Source organism: Clostridium manihotivorum, assembly GCF_004015185.1.
In the GTDB taxonomy this organism is placed as follows: domain Bacteria; phylum Bacillota; class Clostridia; order Clostridiales; family Clostridiaceae; genus Clostridium_AR; species Clostridium_AR manihotivorum.
This window is the reverse complement of the sequence record NZ_CP025746.1, coordinates 553,992-573,380: the sequence shown is the minus strand read 5'-3', so window position 1 is coordinate 573,380 and position 19,389 is coordinate 553,992. Positions and strand designations below refer to the sequence as shown.

At 31.2% G+C, this 19,389-nt stretch carries 14 protein-coding genes and 1 other annotated feature; of the genes, 6 read left to right on the top strand and 8 right to left on the bottom strand.

Features of this window, described 5'->3' with window-relative positions; genetic code table 11:
• Together C1I91_RS02490 and C1I91_RS27985 are read left to right on the top strand one after the other, a co-directional pair.
• Positions 1-381, top strand: coding sequence for a hypothetical protein (locus C1I91_RS02490; protein WP_238475912.1), 381 nt, complete (start codon positions 1-3; stop codon positions 379-381).
• A gap of 473 nt (positions 382-854) precedes the next feature.
• Positions 855-992: a hypothetical protein gene (locus tag C1I91_RS27985; protein WP_164880421.1), complete on the top strand. Its 138-nt coding sequence runs from the start codon at positions 855-857 to the stop codon at positions 990-992.
• On the opposite strand, the gene carB is transcribed toward C1I91_RS27985, so the two are convergent.
• The gene (gene carB, locus C1I91_RS02485) at positions 989-4,204 is read right to left on the bottom strand and encodes a carbamoyl-phosphate synthase large subunit (RefSeq protein ID WP_128211075.1); all 3,216 of its coding nucleotides are present in this window, start codon (positions 4,202-4,204) and stop codon (positions 989-991) included. The genes C1I91_RS27985 and carB overlap by 4 nt on opposite strands.
• A gap of 33 nt (positions 4,205-4,237) precedes the next feature.
• Complete coding sequence (gene carA / locus C1I91_RS02480) at positions 4,238-5,287, bottom strand: glutamine-hydrolyzing carbamoyl-phosphate synthase small subunit (protein ID WP_128211074.1); 1,050 nt, start codon at positions 5,285-5,287, stop codon at positions 4,238-4,240.
• A 1,132-nt stretch (positions 5,288-6,419) separates the two neighbouring features.
• Here carA and C1I91_RS02475 point away from each other — a divergent pair.
• The gene (locus C1I91_RS02475) at positions 6,420-6,905 is read left to right on the top strand and encodes a hypothetical protein (RefSeq protein WP_128211073.1); all 486 of its coding nucleotides are present in this window, start codon (positions 6,420-6,422) and stop codon (positions 6,903-6,905) included.
• A 390-nt stretch (positions 6,906-7,295) separates the two neighbouring features.
• On the opposite strand, the gene C1I91_RS02470 is transcribed toward C1I91_RS02475, so the two are convergent.
• Positions 7,296-7,919, bottom strand: coding sequence for a DNA-3-methyladenine glycosylase (locus C1I91_RS02470; RefSeq protein ID WP_128211072.1), 624 nt, complete (start codon positions 7,917-7,919; stop codon positions 7,296-7,298).
• A gap of 177 nt (positions 7,920-8,096) precedes the next feature.
• Entirely contained in the window at positions 8,097-9,317 is a 1,221-nt protein-coding gene (tyrS, locus tag C1I91_RS02465) for a tyrosine--tRNA ligase (RefSeq protein ID WP_128211071.1), read from the bottom strand.
• A gap of 365 nt (positions 9,318-9,682) precedes the next feature.
• Positions 9,683-9,944: a binding site (T-box leader), on the bottom strand.
• A gap of 439 nt (positions 9,945-10,383) precedes the next feature.
• Between tyrS and C1I91_RS02460 the strand changes: the two genes are divergently transcribed.
• Entirely contained in the window at positions 10,384-11,652 is a 1,269-nt protein-coding gene (locus C1I91_RS02460; RefSeq protein WP_128211070.1) for an MFS transporter, read from the top strand.
• 603 nt (positions 11,653-12,255) lie between these two features.
• Here C1I91_RS02460 and C1I91_RS02455 read toward each other — a convergent pair.
• A complete protein-coding gene (locus tag C1I91_RS02455) occupies positions 12,256-12,435 on the bottom strand; it encodes a hypothetical protein (RefSeq protein ID WP_128211069.1) in 180 nt (59 codons plus the stop codon).
• 221 nt (positions 12,436-12,656) lie between these two features.
• Between C1I91_RS02455 and C1I91_RS02450 the strand changes: the two genes are divergently transcribed.
• Entirely contained in the window at positions 12,657-13,955 is a 1,299-nt protein-coding gene (locus tag C1I91_RS02450; RefSeq protein WP_128211068.1) for a helix-turn-helix domain-containing protein, read from the top strand.
• Positions 13,956-14,118: 163 nt separating this feature from the next.
• On the opposite strand, the gene hisS is transcribed toward C1I91_RS02450, so the two are convergent.
• A complete protein-coding gene (hisS, locus tag C1I91_RS02445) occupies positions 14,119-15,438 on the bottom strand; it encodes a histidine--tRNA ligase (RefSeq protein WP_128211067.1) in 1,320 nt (439 codons plus the stop codon).
• A gap of 796 nt (positions 15,439-16,234) precedes the next feature.
• Between hisS and C1I91_RS02440 the strand changes: the two genes are divergently transcribed.
• Positions 16,235-16,468 (top strand): DUF2164 domain-containing protein, encoded by a 234-nt coding sequence (locus C1I91_RS02440; protein WP_128211066.1) that lies wholly within the window; start codon positions 16,235-16,237, stop codon positions 16,466-16,468.
• Positions 16,469-16,649: 181 nt separating this feature from the next.
• Here the strand turns inward: C1I91_RS02440 and C1I91_RS02435 are convergent, their stop codons facing one another.
• The gene (locus tag C1I91_RS02435) at positions 16,650-17,681 is read right to left on the bottom strand and encodes a hypothetical protein (protein WP_128211065.1); all 1,032 of its coding nucleotides are present in this window, start codon (positions 17,679-17,681) and stop codon (positions 16,650-16,652) included.
• A gap of 10 nt (positions 17,682-17,691) precedes the next feature.
• Positions 17,692-18,705, bottom strand: coding sequence for a phosphodiester glycosidase family protein (locus C1I91_RS02430; protein WP_128211064.1), 1,014 nt, complete (start codon positions 18,703-18,705; stop codon positions 17,692-17,694).
• Positions 18,706-19,389: the final 684 nt, after the last annotated feature.

Genomic DNA, 19,389 nt, shown 5'->3' with positions numbered 1-19,389 from the left:
ATGAAACCTTTCAATTATATTTTTCTTTTTTTAGTAATTATCTTACTCCTATGTTCATCAATCACTTTGTTTTTTATAGGTGGGTATACATCTAAGACCGTAACAATGATAATAGTTGCAATAGCTGTATCCGCTATCACTAGAACTATATATTCTAGAGCTTTTGTAAAACAAAAGGAAACCGATGACAGAAATATAGACATTGACGCTAAAGCTAAAGCAAAAGCCTTTGATATGGTTGGAATTATGCTAGGAATATTAATACTTATATATGCATTTCTAAACGCTCACATCCAAGTAATAGCATTTGTTGGTGTAGCATACTTACTTATATATGTGGTATATATGTTCTACTTTTCTAAATACCATAAAGAAATGTAACTCTTATTAAACATTAATTTATTACTGTATAAGAAGTTGCTGAAGTGAATTTCTATAAGCATTTGATATTTCAAAGTTTAGCCAAATAAAAATCTTACACTTATCTAGTCAATGAAAAAGACATCCTCATGAAAAGGTCATGCCTTCCATGTTGATGTCTTTTTATTTCTACTCTATTTAATTTAGCGTATATTCAAATATTGTTGAAATTAAGTGGTTATACAGGAGATGCTATATGAGCGAGCTATTAGAATTAAATGTTTTTTTCAGATGGAGTGGCTGTAAAAATCACTAATGCGTTCTTCATTAGTGATTTTTTTGCGCATCTGCCTTTTCTGAACGTATGTGAAGAAATTCTGGCAGGCGACACATTCTCTCTTTTACTCTTTATCTGAATAGTATTCTTACTGTTCTTGAGATTAAGATACATAAGATTTATAAAAAGTGATTTGTTAAATAAAGAGTAAAACTGTATGTTCGAACGTAGTGAGTTTACAGTTTTAGCCATGGAATATGAAAAAATCATATTAATTCTTTGCGTAAGCTCATTAAAGCATCGGATGAATAACCACTTAATTTTAGTACAGTATTTTAGTGACAGCTTAAATTAATATTCCTGCGCTAGGTTGAAGACCTCAAGGTCCTTATCTTCCACTTTACTTAGTTTTACTTTTACAAGGGCATTAAATGTATCTAAAGCGGTTATAACCCCTATGTTTCTTTCTACAGCAGCCCTTCTTATATGGAACCCGTCTCTCTTAGAGTCATTTCCCTTAGTTGGAGTATTTATAACCAAATCTACTTCCTTATTCTTTATAACATCTATTATATTAGGATGCTCTTCATTTAACTTTCTTACCCTCTTAGCACTTATACCAGCAGCTTCTAACAGTTCAGCAGTACCTGAAGTAGCCACAAACTCATAACCTATCTCAGAAAGAACCTTTGCTATTGGAAGGAATTCGTCCTTGTCATGGTTATTTATAGTAGCTAAAACTGCTCCCTTCTTTTTGTTAAGGATATACATGTACGCTCCTACAAAACCTTTATAAAGAGCTTCTTCTAAAGTTCTACCAACTCCAAGCACTTCTCCAGTAGATTTCATTTCAGGCCCTAGTGAAACCTCTACCTTTGGAAGCTTTTGAGTTGAGAATACTGGAACTTTAACTGATATCAGATTTGGCTCCTTATATATACCAGTGCCATAATCTAAGTCCTTAAGTTTAGCTCCTAGCATTATTCTTGTAGCTATATCTACTATAGGAACTCCACTAACCTTACTTATATAAGGTACAGTTCTTGAAGCTCTAGGATTAACCTCTATAACATAAAGCTCTCCCTTGAACTCTATGAACTGAATATTAATCATTCCTTTTATTCCTATTGCAAGAGCTAACTTATTTGTATACTCTAGGATTTTAGCCTTTATACTTGCACTTACGTTTTGGCTTGGATACATAGTTATACTATCACCTGAGTGTACCCCAGCTCTTTCTAGGTGTTCCATTATTCCAGGTATAAGAACCTCTTCTCCATCAGATATAGCATCTACTTCAATTTCTCTTCCCATTAAGTACTTATCTATTAATATAGGATTTTTTCTATCTTTTTCAAAGGCATTACTTAGGTAGAATTTTAGTTCTTCATCATCATGAGTTATCTCCATGCCTTGACCACCAAGTACGAAGGAAGGTCTTACTAGCACCGGGTAACCTAGTTCTCTTGCTTCATTAATTCCTTCTTCTAGACTCCAAATCGCCTTTCCTTTAGGTCTATAAATTCCAAGCTCCTCAAGAAGAGCATCAAACTTTTCTCTATCCTCTGCCATATCAATCTGATCTGAAGTAGTTCCAAGAGTCTTTATATTTTTTTCCTTAAGGAACTTTGCTAGCTTTATGGCAGTTTGACCACCAAATTGAAGTATAACCCCATCTGGGTTTTCCTTTTCAATTATGTTGAAGACATCTTCTTCTGTTAGAGGTTCAAAATATAGTTTGTCTGATATATTAAAGTCAGTACTTACTGTCTCAGGATTATTGTTTACTATTATAGTTTCTACACCCTGACTTCTTAAAGATTTTACACAGTGTACTGAGGCATAGTCAAACTCTATTCCCTGTCCTATTCTTATAGGCCCAGAGCCTATTACCATAACCTTTTTCTTATCACTTACTTCCACTTCATCATAAGTTTCGTAAGTAGAATAATAATAAGGAGATAGAGCTTCAAATTCTCCCCCGCAGGTATCAACCATCTTATATACTGGTCTTATACTCCATATATCTCTTAACTTATATATATCGTCTGGAGACACTTCCAAAAGATCCGCTATACCTTTATCAGAAAATCCTTTTCTTTTTAGCTTGTATAACCATTCCTTATCTAAATCGCCTATTTTAGATATTCTTAATCTCTGCTCTTCTTCAACTATCCACTTAAACTTCTCAAGGAAAAACATATCTACGCCTGTTATCTCAGCAATTTTGTCCATCCTATAATCTCTTCTAAGCATTTCTGCAAGGGCAAATATTCTTTCATCATCTGGGGTTACTACCTTTTCTTTCAATTCTTTCATAGAAAGGTTTCTAAACTTCTTAAACTCTAAAGAATATTTTCCTATTTCTAAAGATCTTATTCCCTTAAGGAATGCAGATTCAAAATCACTTCCTATAGCCATTATCTCTCCAGTAGCCATCATCTTTGTTCCTAGAGCTCTATCTGCTCCTTGGAATTTATCAAAAGGCCACTTTGGTATTTTTACAACCACATAATCTAGAGACGGCTCAAAGCAAGCGTAAGTTTTTTGAGTAACAGCATTTTTAATTTCATCTAAGGCGTATCCTAGAGCTAACTTTGCAGCAACCTTAGCTATTGGATAACCAGTTGCCTTTGATGCTAAGGCTGATGATCTAGAAACTCTAGGATTTATTTCGATTACTGCATACTCAAAAGAGTCCGGATTCAAAGCAAACTGTACATTACATCCACCTTCTATGCCAACAGCGTTAATTATATCTATAGAGGCACTTCTAAGCATTTGATATTCTTTATCTGATAGTGTTTGGCTAGGGGCAACTACTATACTGTCACCAGTATGTATTCCAACAGGATCAATATTCTCCATATTACATACTGTTATACAATTTCCGAAGCTATCTCTCATAACTTCGTATTCTACTTCCTTCCAACCCTTTACACTCTTTTCTAGCAATACTTGGCCTATAGAACTGAGTTGCAGACCTGAATCTAGTATTTCTTCTAGCTGCTCTTCATTGTCTGCTATTCCACCACCGGTTCCCCCTAGAGTATATGCAGGTCTCACTATCACCGGATACCCTATCTTCTTAGCAAATTCTTTACCTGCTTCCATGTCTGTTATAATCTCACTCTTTATAACAGGTTGACCAATTCTATGCATCATGGATCTAAAAAGTTCTCTATCTTCGCCTTCTTTTATTCCTTCTATTGATGTACCGATAACCTTAACTCCGTATTTATCAAGTATACCTTTATCATAAAGCTCAACAGCTAAATTTAATCCAGTTTGGCCTCCCATACCTGCTAAAAGGCTATCTGGCCTTTCCTCTGCAATAACCTTCTCCACAAACTTTATTGTAAGAGGTTCTAAATAAACTTTATCTGCAACCTCAGCATCAGTCATTATAGTTGCTGGGTTAGAGTTTACAAGCACTACTTCTATACCCTCTTCTTTAAGAGCTTGGCATGCTTGAGTTCCTGAATAGTCAAACTCTGCTGCTTGCCCTATTACAATTGGTCCTGAACCTATTACTAATACTTTTTTTATATCTTTTTTAATTGGCATAATGGTTACCCCCTAAGTTTTCTATACTACTAACTACTCTGCAAATTTTATAAACTCATCAAATATATAGTCGCTATCCTTTGGTCCAGGACTTGCTTCTGGATGGAACTGTACAGAGAAAATAGGCAAGCTTTCATGTCTCATTCCTTCTATAGTTCCATCATTTACACTGATATGAGTTGCTCTTACGTCTTTTGGTAGTACATCTACGTAATAACCATGGTTTTGTGAAGTAATATAAACTCTGTTTTTATCAAGATCCTTAACAGGATGATTACATCCTCTATGTCCAAACTTAAGCTTCTTAGTCTTTCCACCTAGGCTTAAGGCCAATATTTGATGACCAAGACATATGCCTATTATAGGTTTCTTACCTATAATATTTTTCACATTTTCAACAATCTCAGTTAAATCCTCTGGATCTCCAGGCCCGTTTGATAAGAAAACAAGATCTGGATTTGCCTTTAACACCTCTTCTGAAGATGTGTTTGCTGGAAAAACTGTAACCTTACAGCCTCTTCTAGCAAAGCTATTTATTATGTTTTGCTTGACACCAAAATCCATTATAGCTATATGTTTTCCTTTTCCTGCTATCTCATATGAGCTGCTAGTTGTAACTTCCCAAACAGCATCCTTATTTGAATAAAGCCTTGTCTTCTTTATAGCCTCTTCAATAGAAATATCTTCTAAGGTTATGATACCTTTCATGGTTCCATTTTCTCTTAGAATCTTTGTAAGAGCTCTTGTGTCAATGCCTTGAAGTCCTATTATCTTATTGTTATTTAAAAAAGTTTCTAACTCTAATTCGCATCTAAAATTGCTTGGTGAATCACATTTTTCTCTAACTATGAATCCTTTCACCTTCGGAGCAGAAGACTCCATGTCTTCAAGGTTTATACCATAGTTTCCGATCAAAGGATATGTCATAGTAACTATTTGTCCATAATATGATGGATCTGTAAGCACTTCTTGGTACCCTGTCATTCCTGTATTAAATACTACTTCACCAACACTTTCCTTTAGGTATCCAAAGGCTTTTCCTTCAAAAACAATACCATTTTCTAATATAAGCTTTGCTTTCATTATAGTCCTCCTTATAATCCTTTAAGGAAAATACACTTTTTACAAGCGAGGTTCCCGCCGAACTAATTCATGTATATTTATTAAATCATATTGCATAAATATTCGTCAATAACAATTTATGCATACAGTTCATCATTTATTCTAATAATGAGCCTGTACTTTTACCTAGGTTAAAATTCTACTGTTTATCTCAACAGACATAGCTTTAACATAAGATTAAATCTCGCTATGCGCCTAAATAAATGTAGTATTGTGACCATAAAGAGCATTTAATCAAAAACTCATAAGAAGCTCTTTAACGACCAATAAGTTAACCCCTGTGACATGAAAAGAATAAAACAAAAGGATATCTAAGAGATTAATAAAAACACTAATCTCTTAGATACCCTATATATTCAGCAGGATATTCAATTATAATCAAAGCTATTTGTTTAATTGCATGACAAAAAACGTGTGTCATAATCATACCCCTTTCTGGCCTCTCTGGACCAATTTAAAGTGTATTATCTACCTTAATATTTTCTTATTTATATCTATTCTAGTTTAACCATTAAACTCTGTCAAGCTTTAAAAGTTAGCAAATAGGAAAAAAAAGATTAAAGATTACTCTAATGAGTAATCTTTAATCTTAACAATATTATACCTTGCCTACAGGTATTTGTAAGTTATAAATAACCTACGTTGTACTCTTTTTGTCCTATTGAGTCCATTATATTATTATCTATACCAAGGATTTTGTCAATGTGATTATTAACCCATAAAAATATAAAATATACAGCGAAGAATTATATTTTGCATATTTATACACAAGACCATCGTATTATGTTTTCTTTAAATGCTCTTAACCTTAGGCTCTGTTCAAGTCAGTGTTGAAATTAAGCGGTCAGTGATCCGATGCTTAGATGAGCTTGCGCAAAAGATCATTTAACTCTAATTGCTGGCTCATATAACATCTACTTCATGACAATTTATATTAAACATAGGCTAAACTGATGATCTAAATGCAATTATATAGCCAGTAAATAACCAAGCTATTACAACTAAAGTCTTTAAGTATTTTACATATATGTTGTAACTTAAGTGGTATAAATCTCATATTCATATAAGGAGATAAATTTTATAGGAGATCAAAATGGATTTCTTTAATAATGATTACTTCAATCCAAACAGTCATTTCAGATTTTATGATGACGGAAGTGACATTGACGAGGTTGGTGAATATGAAGTTGATGTTAGTTTTACTTATGCTCCAATATATGAGAGCTTAGAAGAAGATATGAGAGGACCTTCTGACAGACCAGTTCCTCCTCCACCTCCAGTTAATACACCACCTATGGCTCCACCACCATCCTTCAATCCTTCAAAAAATGATCCCAAGGCAAAAACACTTGCTGGAGGACCTGAAACCTTTGGAGGAGAAGCAAAAGCTGTAAGCCCAACTTCAATTAGGCCATGTCTTTTTAGATACACTTATATATGGCAAAATAACGGAAGATCTTACTGGGCATATTTAACCTCAGTAGATCGTTACTCAGTTTCTGGATGGAGATGGATGTTCTATAGATGGGTATATTTTGGTATAGACATAAGAAGAATAGATACCTTTATATGCTACTAAGGATGTTTTAAGGAGAAGATTTATAATTTCTTCTCCTTAAAATATAATTGCCTAAGGTTTAGCTTTAAGATATCACTTAATAACTAATTTCGAGGGCCTAAATTTATATACCAATTAAACAAATATCCATTCCATATCCTCTATACCTTCACAATAAAAAATATATCCTGTTGTCTTATCAAAAATAATAATAGGTTTCATTGCACACCACCATTAATATTATTTTCAAAAGAACTATTTTTATTACATATATATATATTGCTGATTGAGGCTGTAACCCTCATTATAACTATATATTTATATAAATATAACTTTTTATAAAGTTTTGTTTTTAACTTCTTAAGAAGTTGCAACATTACTATTCATACAACGAACTAAAAAACATCTCTATCACTTTTTAGAAACCCAGTCATTGCCCTTAAGGTAAAATCTCCAAGGAAAATGAACAGCTTCTTCAGCATAATCAATTCCAATCCTAGTAGTCTCAACAATTTCTTCGTCTGACAACACTTTAGCTTCCTTAGCTTCCTCCAAATAAATACTTTCACTCTTAGTCATATCCACCCAGTTGTCATTTTTATCTATAGAAAAAGCTATACATAACTTTGAAGGTCCATTAGTAAGAGACTTACGCTGTGTTTTAGTTAAAGTATCTATATCTTTATCAAATCGTCTTTTAGCCATTTCCTCTAAACCTTCCAACGGCTCTATACCTCTTATTAGCACACCTTCAGCGGTTCCCTCTTCTTTAGTAATTATATTAAAACAGTTATACATACCGTATATAGAAAATACATATACGATACCAGGAGGACCATATAGCGGCTTAACTCTCTCTGTCATTCTTCCACCGTATGCATGAGAAGCTTTATCTATAGCCCCAATATATGCTTCTGTTTCTACTATCTTACCTTTAAAAGTTATCCCATTTATATTTCTAACCAATACTTTTCCTAAAAGCTCTCTAGAAACTGTAATAGCATCTCTTGCATAAAAATCCTTTTGTATTCTCATAGGTACCTCCTGTTTCATAATTCTTATCTATAATATTTTTTAAACATTTACCTTTTCTGCATAAATGTAAAGAATTTATACCAGTCAACAAGTTGTTGTATATTTAATACCTAATTTTAAAATACTACTATAAGTCTATCCCTAAAACTATTCATAAGTTATTTTTAAATTCTTATTCTAATCTATCTTAAGCTTAAAAAATCTTAATTTTCCTATCTGTATTATGTCTTCATCCTTTAATACAATAGTGGACAGATCACTAAGCTTTTCTCCATTAATCTTTACTGCTCCACCTGCTATGAGCCTTTTGCCTTCATTCCTACTTTTAAACAGTTCTTTTTCAGTTAAAAATCCAATAAAATCTTTATTTATAGCTTCTAACATAGCTTTCGTAATATTAAGTTCTTTTATATCAGTAGGAACATTTTTCTTTTGAAATATATTAATAAATTCTTGTTCTTCCAGCTCTGCGGCAGCCTCTCCATGGTATAACCTCACAAGCTCCTTAGCCAAGCTTAATTTGATATCCCTTGGGTTAACCTTATTTTCATCCAAGCTATTTTTCATTTCATTTACTTTGTCAGGATGTATATCAGTGGCTAACTCAAAGTATTTAATTATTTTATCATCTGGTATAGACATGGTTTTACCAAATATATCTTTAGAACTTTCATTTATACCAATGTAATTACCTAAGCTTTTGCTCATCTTTTCTGTTCCATCTATCCCCTCAAGCAAAGGCATAAAGATAGCAACCTGTCTTTCTATATTAAAATCCTGCTGAAGATTCCTTCCCATCAGTATATTAAATCTTTGATCCGTTCCTCCAAGCTCAATATCTGCTTTTAAGCTTACTGAATCGTAAGCTTGCATCAAAGGGTAGAAAAACTCATGAAGTGATATGCTCTGATTGTTTTGAAATCTTTTCTTAAAATCATCTCTTTCAAGCATTCTAGCCACAGTAGTTTTAGACGCCAGATTTATTACATCTTCAAAATTGAGCTTGGAAAGCCATTCACTGTTAAACCTTACCTTTGTCTTTTTCTCATCAAGTATTTTGAAGATTTGCTTTTCGTAAGTTTTTGCATTTTCTAAAACCTGCTCTTTAGATAATTGCTTTCTAGTTTTAGACTTTCCAGTAGGATCTCCAATCATTCCAGTAAAATCTCCCAAGACTATAACAGCTTCATGGCCAAGTTCTTGCATCTGTCTTATCTTTCTAAGCACAACTGCATGACCAAGATGTATGTCAGGAGCTGAAGGATCTAACCCTAGCTTAATTACTAATGGTCTACTTTCCTTTATTGAATTCTCTATTTTTATTCTTAGGTCATCGATATTTATTATCTCATCTACACCTTTGGATATTATTTTTATTTGCTCTTCTATATTTATCATTTCTAATAAGTTAAGACCTTCCGCTAATTACTTAGAAATTACATTTTGAATTAAGGCTCTTAAAATAATGTAATAAAATTAAGTAATTAGCTATAGCTTAACTGCACCTCCTAATCAAATTAATAATTTAAAGCTAATTTTGATAGTAAGCCCATATAAACTTATCTGCAGAATAATTTTATAAAGACTTTTCTTATCAAATTGATATAGCTGCTAAAGCTTATTAATAAAGGACTTTAGCTACTAACATAGAAATTTTTATTTCCCAGAAAATAAAACTGATAAATTGACTAGTCATTAATTGATATATTTTTAAAATTGTACTTTATTTTTGAAAATAAAAAACTCCCGCCATCTAGATTGCTCTAGAGGGCGAGAGTATAACTTCGCGGTACCACCTCAGTTTATTAATGTCTTACAACACTAACCTTTTCAAGTACAATGTTAAAACATGATACTCTAGCACTATAACCTGTGCGGGAATCGGAAAACAGCCTACTACCTTTAATAAGGGTTTGGTGTTTAGCTAATAGATGTATTCGAAATAAATTCTTTGCTTCTTCACACCAGCCAGAAGCTCTCTTAAAAAGAAATATATTTTTACTCTTTCTATATCATAGCTTTTTTATATTTTTTATATATTATACTCAACTAAACAGATTTATTCAACTAATTTATTGAAAAACTTAAAAATTCTCACCACTACTAATTGCTTTCTATCAAATATTTATGAAAGCAAATAATCTGTCTTATCCCTCTTATAATTTACAATATATCAAGATTTAATTTTAGCAATACTTTTATTACATAGTCAGTATTTTATAAATCTTTAACTTTCGATTTCATAATCTATAATCTAACCAACATCAATCATTGTAACTGTTAGTTACATATTACCATTTCTAATTACTTAACCGAGAACCAGCCATAAAAAACATTAATTGAGAGGTATCTTTCAATAATTACACTAATAAATAGATATATATGTATTTGAACTTGAGTTCCATATATTATACAATCTTTATAATTATTAACTTTAATGCAATAATATAATTAGGAGGCCAATATGGAAAAAAACATATCTTTGCAGGAGGAACAAGTCAAAATAGGCTATAAAGACTTATTAACAGAAAAACAGTATTTAAAAAATATGCTAGCTAACAGCATTTCGAGGTTTGGTGATGGTATAGATACAATTGCATTTTCTTGGCTTGTCTATCAAGTAACCGGCTCAACAGTACTTGTAGCAGCATTGTTTGCAGTAAATGCTTTACCAAATTTATTGTTTGGAATGGTTTCTGGTGTAGCATCAAATTATTTAAAAAAGAAACATGTAATGGCGATATGCGACTTAGGAAGAGGTCTTTGTGTATCTATAATTGCACTTCTATTTATAACAGGGAACCTTAGTACTTGGCACCTTTACGTAGTTACGTTTCTAAATTCATCATTTGAAGCTTTCAGAGGACCTGCTTCAACAGCTGCCGCACCTTTAATCCTCTCAAGAGAAAAATTTGACGTTGGAACCTCCTTGAGCTCTTCACTAGTTAATGCATTACAGGTCATAGGGCTTTCAACAGCACCAATTATAATCGCTGTATTCGGAATTGGAGGCGCAGTATTAGTAGATGCTGCTACTTTCTTCATTTGTGGAGCTATAGTACTATCATTAAAATATGATGATGTTGTTAAAAGAAATATATCAAATAGTCCTAGAGTCTATTTCAATGACCTAAAAGAGGGATTTTCCTATGTTATCAAAAATTACTTTGTATTAAGTATCTGCATTTTTTCAGCAGCAATAAACTTATTCCTTACTCCAATCAATGCTTTTCAGGCACCTTATGCAAAAGAAGTACTCCATAAGGGTTCAGAAGTTCTATCATTTATTAATGTTCCTGTTCTTATAGCTATGTCCATAGGAGTATTATTTGTTCCCAAAATAAAAGAAAAAATTGGTGGAAGGATTATGTTTATACTAGGAGGGGTGATAGTTGGAGCTGGTTACTCAATATTCGCTATTTTAGAATATGTTCCTCCATATTTATTATATCCAGCACTCGCTATTAATAGTTTCTTTTTAGGCTTAGGACTTATCTTTTGTAACATGCCAATTCAAATCGCTATATTTACAAAAGTAGATAAAGAATATCTATCTAGAGTTGGTGCAATTATGAGTTCCTTGATGCTTTGTGCTACTCCACTAGGTTCTTTTGTTTTTGGTGCCATCTCATCTATAGCTCCAATAAAAACACTATTTTTCACAATGGGCATAATTATCTCAGTTTTATTTTTAACTCAGATCCTAAACAAACACCTTAGGGAATTACATTAATTACTAGACTCATGCAACTTAAAGAAATACTTCTACAAATACTCCTAACGCTATAAATTTAGTTTTTTGGCGTTATTTCCCCTCAGTATATCCAGTAAAATATTATGCTCCATTAGAACCATGGGTTCATATTATTGTAACTATCTATTCACAGCAAATAAAACGACTAGTCATCTAGAGTAAGTTCTACATAAGAATATTGGCTGTATAGTAGGCATGCTATAAAAAGATGTACTTTTGTAATTGCAACAGTATCAACATTCACGATTTCTATGAGCTTACCATTGATTTTATTGGCCATATGTGTGGCTATAGTAAGATAATATAGGAGTCTTCGAATTGCATAACAGTGGAATAAAATAATCCTTTATATTAGTCTTTGTCTCATTAACAATGAACTAACATAAAGGACTATTTTATTGTTCTCTTTAACCTTAAATTTGCTAATGTAAGACTTTTTATAAGCCAAGTAAAAAACTATCAATTTAGTGCACAAATCTAGTTGATTAATTTTGATATTTCTACTTGCACAATTGAGTACTTATTTAAATCCATAGAATAACAAAGTGGCTTAATAGCACTTTAATAGACATTAAGTCACTTTTAATTTATCGCGGAGATATCATATATAACAGAATCTACAAAGGTTATATCAGTTAGTATTATAAATGCTGGTTTTTCTAAATATTTTATTTTAGGCAACCTTATAAGCACTACAGCTTTTTCAACTTGGATAATTTCAACTAAATAAGGATTCTTATATCTACCAACTTGCTTCTTCATCTAAAGTAATCTCAAGGTCTTAGACTTCATTAATAATCACCCCAATTAATATTTACTATGTACTGATAATACATCATACTATCAATTATTAAATCGACACTTTACTTGTTATTGACACAAATGAAACATATATGATTAAATATGTTATTATTAACTATAATGTTATTAAATTTAATTGATGTAATAATATGTAACATTAGGTTACAATTTAAGGAGGTAAGATGACTAATTTAGGTTCAAAAATTAAAACATTAAGAAAAGAAAAAGGGCTATCTCAGGAAGACTTAAGCAACTCTATACTTAACAGAGTAGTACTTAGTCGAATAGAAAATAATATTCAAGAGCCATCTTTAAATCAGATGATTCATATATGCAGAGTTTTACAGGTATCACTTGATGAGCTTATCTTAGATCAAGGCATCACTTCTTTTGGTAATACTAAAGATCCAATCGATCATCTATATAATTTATTTAATAAAAAATACTTCTATGATATAACTAAGTACTATGACTTAAATGTAGTTGCATTTGGAAAGATAAAGGACCCAAATAAATTCTTTTATTTAGGTAGGTCTTATTATGAAATCTCCCTTTTTAGCGCTGCTGAAAAATTTTTAAAGAAATATATAAATCATCTTACTAAATCTGAGTCAATGCTGTCAGACAATAACTATATAAATTTATGTATTTCACTAAACACTATGTTTCGTATATATGCCAACCTTAATAACAAAAAAACTGCTATAAAATATTTAAAACTAGCTGAATTTTATATATCAAAACTACATATTGAGAATACGGAAATAGGACAAATTATTTTAAGTAATATATCGACATTTTACTTACAAGAAAATCAGTATAGAAAAGTTATAAATTATTGCAGTAACTTCGAAACCTTAAAACCGGATATATGTTATCCTAACATAGTTGTAAACATACATAAAGCTGCCGCCATATCTTATTACAATTTAGGAAATTATAAAAGATCTATTATTAATACAAAAAAGGTAATAGCTCTATACTCATATCTAGATGATGAATATAGTAAAGGTGCTGCTTATCTAAATTATATAAACGCCCTAATGTATGATTCTGAATTTGATTCTGCTATTGATCTAGTTGAAAGATGTAAAAATGAATACAAAAATGAGAAAGACCTTTTCCATGAATTTTTGGTAGTAGAAATGGCTATATATTTTAATATGTGCAAGTTTCACGATGTCTTAGAAACATCTCTAAAAGTCAAGAAAAGTTATTTAAGCAAGGATTCTCTATGTGATTTTAATTTTATGATGGGTCACATAAATTCCATAGCAGAAAATAAAGATGATGCTATAAAAAGCTTCAAACTTTGTGAAAGCTTATTCATAGATAAGAAATGTAATTATGATTTGTTTGTTATTTATGATGATTTATATAAACTAACCAACGATTTTCAATTTAAAGAAAAGCAAAAAAAACTATCATTTGACTTAATGAAAAAGAATATAATTATTGATTTGACTAAAATCCCAAAATGATGTTTATCCCACTTAACCTATTTTACAAAGCTACCTTAAAATCTTTCTTATATGTTATGCAAGAAATTTAAGATAGCTTTTTTAATTATCCTCATTAATCTATTTATTCTATATAAACCTCTATAACATTGATGAATATGATATTACACCTTACTATTAACTATTAACTATTTGCTAAAACTAGGTCTATTGCTTCTTCAACGGACTTTTTATACTGCTGACCTTCAGACATTACTTTCATAGTTAGAATATTGCTCTGCATTTCTTCATCACCGATAAGTATCACATAAGGTATCCCTAACTTATTTGTGTAATTAAGCTTCTTTTGAAGCTTTCCTTCCTCAAAATAGACCTGAGTCACAATTCCAGCCTCCCTTAACTTATTAGCTGTATCTATAGAATAAGCTAGAGCACCATCCATAGGTATTATAATCACATCACATAAACTTTCCTTTTCCTTTGATTTTAAAAGCTTAGCTTCTCTCAGCTGGTAAAACAGTCTTGTTAACCCTATAGATATACCTACTCCTGGAAGCTTTTGATTGGTATAGTATTCTGCTAAGTTTTCATATCTTCCTCCAGAGCAAACTGAACCTATAGATGGATAGTCATCTAATATGGTTTCGTATACTGTTCCTGTGTAGTAATCTAACCCTCTAGCAATCTTTAAGTCTATCATATAATTTTTTTCAGGTACTTTAAACGCTCTTATATACTCTACTACAGTTTCTAATTCATTTAGGCCTTGAGTAAACTCTTCTTCTTGTATATTTAATTTATCTAGAGCTTCAATAACTTCAGTATTACTACCTGCTATCATTATAAAATTCATTATAGATGATACCTGTTCTTCCTCTAAGACAGCTAAAAGCTCTGATTTTACACTAGCCTCTCCAATTTTATCTAACTTATCTATAGATCTAAGTACAGCTGAAGCATCAACTATACCTAATGCTTTAAAGAATCCATTCAATATCTTTCTATTATTTATCCTTATCTTAAAATTCTCAAAACCTAACTCTTTGAATATAGAATATATAACTGCTGGGATCTCTGCATCATTTACTATGCTTAGTTTTCCATTGCCTATAATATCTATATCACATTGATAAAACTCTCTAAATCTTCCCTTTTGATTTCTCTCTCCTCTATAAACCTTTCCTATCTGATATCTTCTAAACGGAAAATTTAGAGAGCTCATGTTCTGAGCTACAAACCTAGCAAATGGAACAGTTAGGTCAAAGCGTAAGGATATATCACTGTCCCCCTTAGTAAAACGATATATCTGCTTTTCTGTTTCTCCACCACCCTTTGCTAAAAGCACCTCGGTTTTTTCCATTATAGGTGTATCCATTGGTACAAACCCGTATTTTTCATAATTCTTTTTTATAGTATCCAGCATCATATTAAAGTCAATCTGGTCTTTTGGTGTAAGCTCCATAAACCCTGGAAGTATTGATGGTTTAACAATATTATTACTCATTTCTATTCCTCCTAAATTGCTAATCTAATTGATTTGTTAGTTTTGATAATTTATATAAATAGTTTCTTTACCACAAATATAAGTTTTTTATTTTACCGTCCCCTCAAGGACTGTCATTAGCTAGTATTGGAAGGTTTAACTAAGAAAAAACTTAATATTTAAAAGCAAAAAAACACCCACACAGGTTTTGTACCTATGTGGGTGATAATTTCTATCCTTACACCATAGATACAAGCTAAACAGCAATAGACCTGTATCTATGGTTACTTTAACCAAGAACAAGCCTTCTATCTATGGTGATGTAATTTTACTCGGAAATTAAAATTCTCTTTTATCATAAATATACTTCTCCAAAACTAATTTTCATAATTTTAACATAATGACAAAGTATAATCAAGTAATCAAACATATAAAAATTAATTATAGGAAATCATCTAGATTTATCATTATACATTGCAATACTCTATAAGACTTTGCTTTTATTGCCTATAGTATGTATATTGATTTATAATTGTTATATATTTTATCAGAAATCTCTACAACTAACTAATTTGAATGCTATTGCTAAAGAATTCCTATAGCCAAACCTAATTTATACTTGTTCGAAAATTTCCTTTTCTAGGGATCTTAAGACCTGCACAAATTAATAATTAAGTTGGGAGATCTATACACCCTTTGTGAAAACTTAATTTATGCTTGTTATAAAATCCGGCTTCTTGTGATTTTGTGGCATTTATAAATATACCTATAACTAGATATTCACTATATTATATTTGTTTAAAAGGAGAATATAATCTTGAGAAAAGAGAAAAAGTCACCAATTAGTAAAGAAAAAAGAGAGGAGATGATTTCCTCCATACAGGAATTTTTCTACAATGAAAGAGATGAGGAAATAGGTAACTTAGCAGCTTCTGCAGTTTTAGATTTTTTTATAGAAGAGCTATCTTCAGAATTTTACAATCAAGGAATAAGCGATGCCTATAAATACATAACTGATAGAACTGAGGATTTACTTGGACTTCAAAAGTAAAACTAGATTGAACCATCTATAAATAATTATATAAAGTCTTATCTTAAATATAGTTTCCTATGAAAAAGGTGTATTTTTTAATTATACCTTATAGAAGTTTCAGTATTCATGTTGGATTGTTGTAAAGTAAAATAAGAACTACAAAGCTAGCTCATATAGTATGCTTTGTAGTTCTTATTTATTATTCTAATTCTACTACCTTAGACTGACCGTCGACTTCACATAGTATTCCTCTATCATTGACGTCTAATAAGGTTCCTTCATACTTTATATTCTTTTTACTAGTTAAATCAGTTAAAGTCTTGTTTGAATTATTTACAAAAACTCTACCTCCAGAAGTCAAGAATATATTCTTTGTACTAGTTTTATTATCTAAACTAATTCTTTGCCAGCTGCTTGTAGGTTTTTCTACGTCTCCATATACTATCTCACTAATAGAATCACTTTTTCCCTTGGCAATAAATACTGAACTGTCGCTATGACCTAGTACATTTCCTTCACTAAGATTTTTAATTCTAGTTTGTTTAGAACCAGTGTTTATTTTTACCATACCAGACTGTTCATATATTAAGTTTGCATTCACTGGATCTACTTCTATGGTATCTATACCTTGAAGATTAGTCTTAACCTTTTCCATCTGAGACATTACGTTTATTTTATATATATCACATCTATCTGATGTTTTTCCTAATTTAAAGTACATAACATTGGAGGAGGTTGCAAAGGCCATATCTTGTATATTATCCTTGCTACTTGATAAATTTATTATGTCTTTATGTAGATCTAAATCTGTAAGCTCGGTTTTATCATCCCTAACCGCATCATACTTGTAAAAACCTATATATGGTTTCTTTGCATCCTTTGTCTTTTCAGCTATTATTAAGAAGTTTCCGTCAGTTACCCATTTTGTATAGTTTATAGACATATAGTCAGCTACCTTAACAGTCTTTACTGTACCTTTAGTCCTATCCCCTATTTTTAATGCCCCATCTTCTAAATATGATATATAAGATCCATCATGAGACATTTTTACATCCTTGGCCTCACTTGGAATACTAACATCTTTCATATCACTGGCTTTTCTCTTTTCTACCTTCTCTGCTTTAATAGAAGAACCTTGAACCAAGTATACTTTTTCAAAGTATAAAAACACACCATTTTCTATAATTAATGCAATGACAGTCCATATTAAAAATGTTCTAAGCTTTTTCATAACAGTTCACCTACTTTTCCACATAAAATGCTGTGGCTACCTTTCTCTCCCCAGACCAAACATTAGGTGAGTTAATAACTTCTCCATCATAATACATGGTACTTGAATAACCACCATCAAGCTTTCCTGCATTCACTGCCCCTCTTGACATCATTATCTCTTGAACATCATACATATTTGCGCCAATTTTACTAACACTCTTTCTTCCATCTATAACAAGAAGTAATATGGTTCCATCACTTTTCTGTCCGATAGCTGTTCTAGGATTAATTCCATCTATAAACTTATCCTTAGCCTTAATCTGTCTCTGGCCATTCACGATTATAGGAACATTTGAAAAGCACATAGCTTCCTTTACATTTAGTTTTTTCAAGTCGTTTATGGTATAATCCCCAACTATAAGTACTCCACTCTTACTTATTGCAACCGCACTTTTAGCATCATCGTAATTTATATTCTCTTTTGGATATATAACCTTTCCATCAGAAATTACATATCCTCCAGGTACAGCCCCTGTACCTTCATAAAGCTTTCCATCTGGAGTCTGGTCACTGAAGGCCCCTCCATTTATTGCAGCTATGGCATTATAATCCTTGGCAAATTCGCTGGTCTTTTCCCCAACCTTACCTAAATATTTAGTCATGGCCACTCTTACCTTCTTAGGGTTCTTTACCTCAAGCATATATCCATCATATCTGTCAGTATGGAAGTCATATCTCTCTATATCATTGCCAAAAGTATTCTTTATATTAATTAAACTAGTATCTTCTTTCATTGTTGGTGCAGATTGGCTGGTTTTATCCAACAAGTCATTTATAGTTGACTCAGGTAAAAATTTAGTTATAAGATAACTGTGCCTCGTACCTAAAACAGTACCTAAAACCATCTTTCTAACATCATTATATGGACCAAATAATAATATTATAGGCGAAGTTACAATTGTAAATACTATTATGTAAACTATAAACAAAGCAAACTTTTTGTATGAAAACCTACTTTTGTTCCTTGCTTTTTTCTTCTTCATAATACAAATCCTTTCATCTATAATAATTGCCTTACTTAATATAACAAAGACATATTTAGTTTTAATTACATTTTAATTACAGCTTTAATATTTAATAAATATTTAATTTTTTTATCCTACACTAGAAGCCTGTCCAAACTATTATCACTATTATTAATATCATAACTTGATTATTAGGTTATATATCCAATGAAATCATTAAAATTAATAGTTGCAACAAATATATCTAAGGCTTTATTTATATGTTATTTTTCAATTTAAGTAACAACTTAACTTAAATCAGAACATGATAAACTACTATAATACTTCATTATTATATAATTATATGCAATTCTATACTATTATTCCAATAACATATATTTTTATACTTGCCTATTAAGTATATTACTATACACTCCATCTATTATATAACTTTAGAACTTTTATAGAAACATATTTTTATAACCGTCACAACTATAATCTACTATATCCTCCTTTCATTTGATGAAAAGAAAGTAATTATAAAGGTTAATAAAACATTTAGCATCTTCTTTATCTTTAACCTTAGGAAATGTAACCAAGCTCTTCCTTTAATATTAGAGACAGGGTTTTATTAGTCCTAAAAAAAGTAGAAGTCATGCATAAAAAACAACTAATCTTTTACGCATGACTTTTACTCATTAATATTTACAAATATCTGTTTAG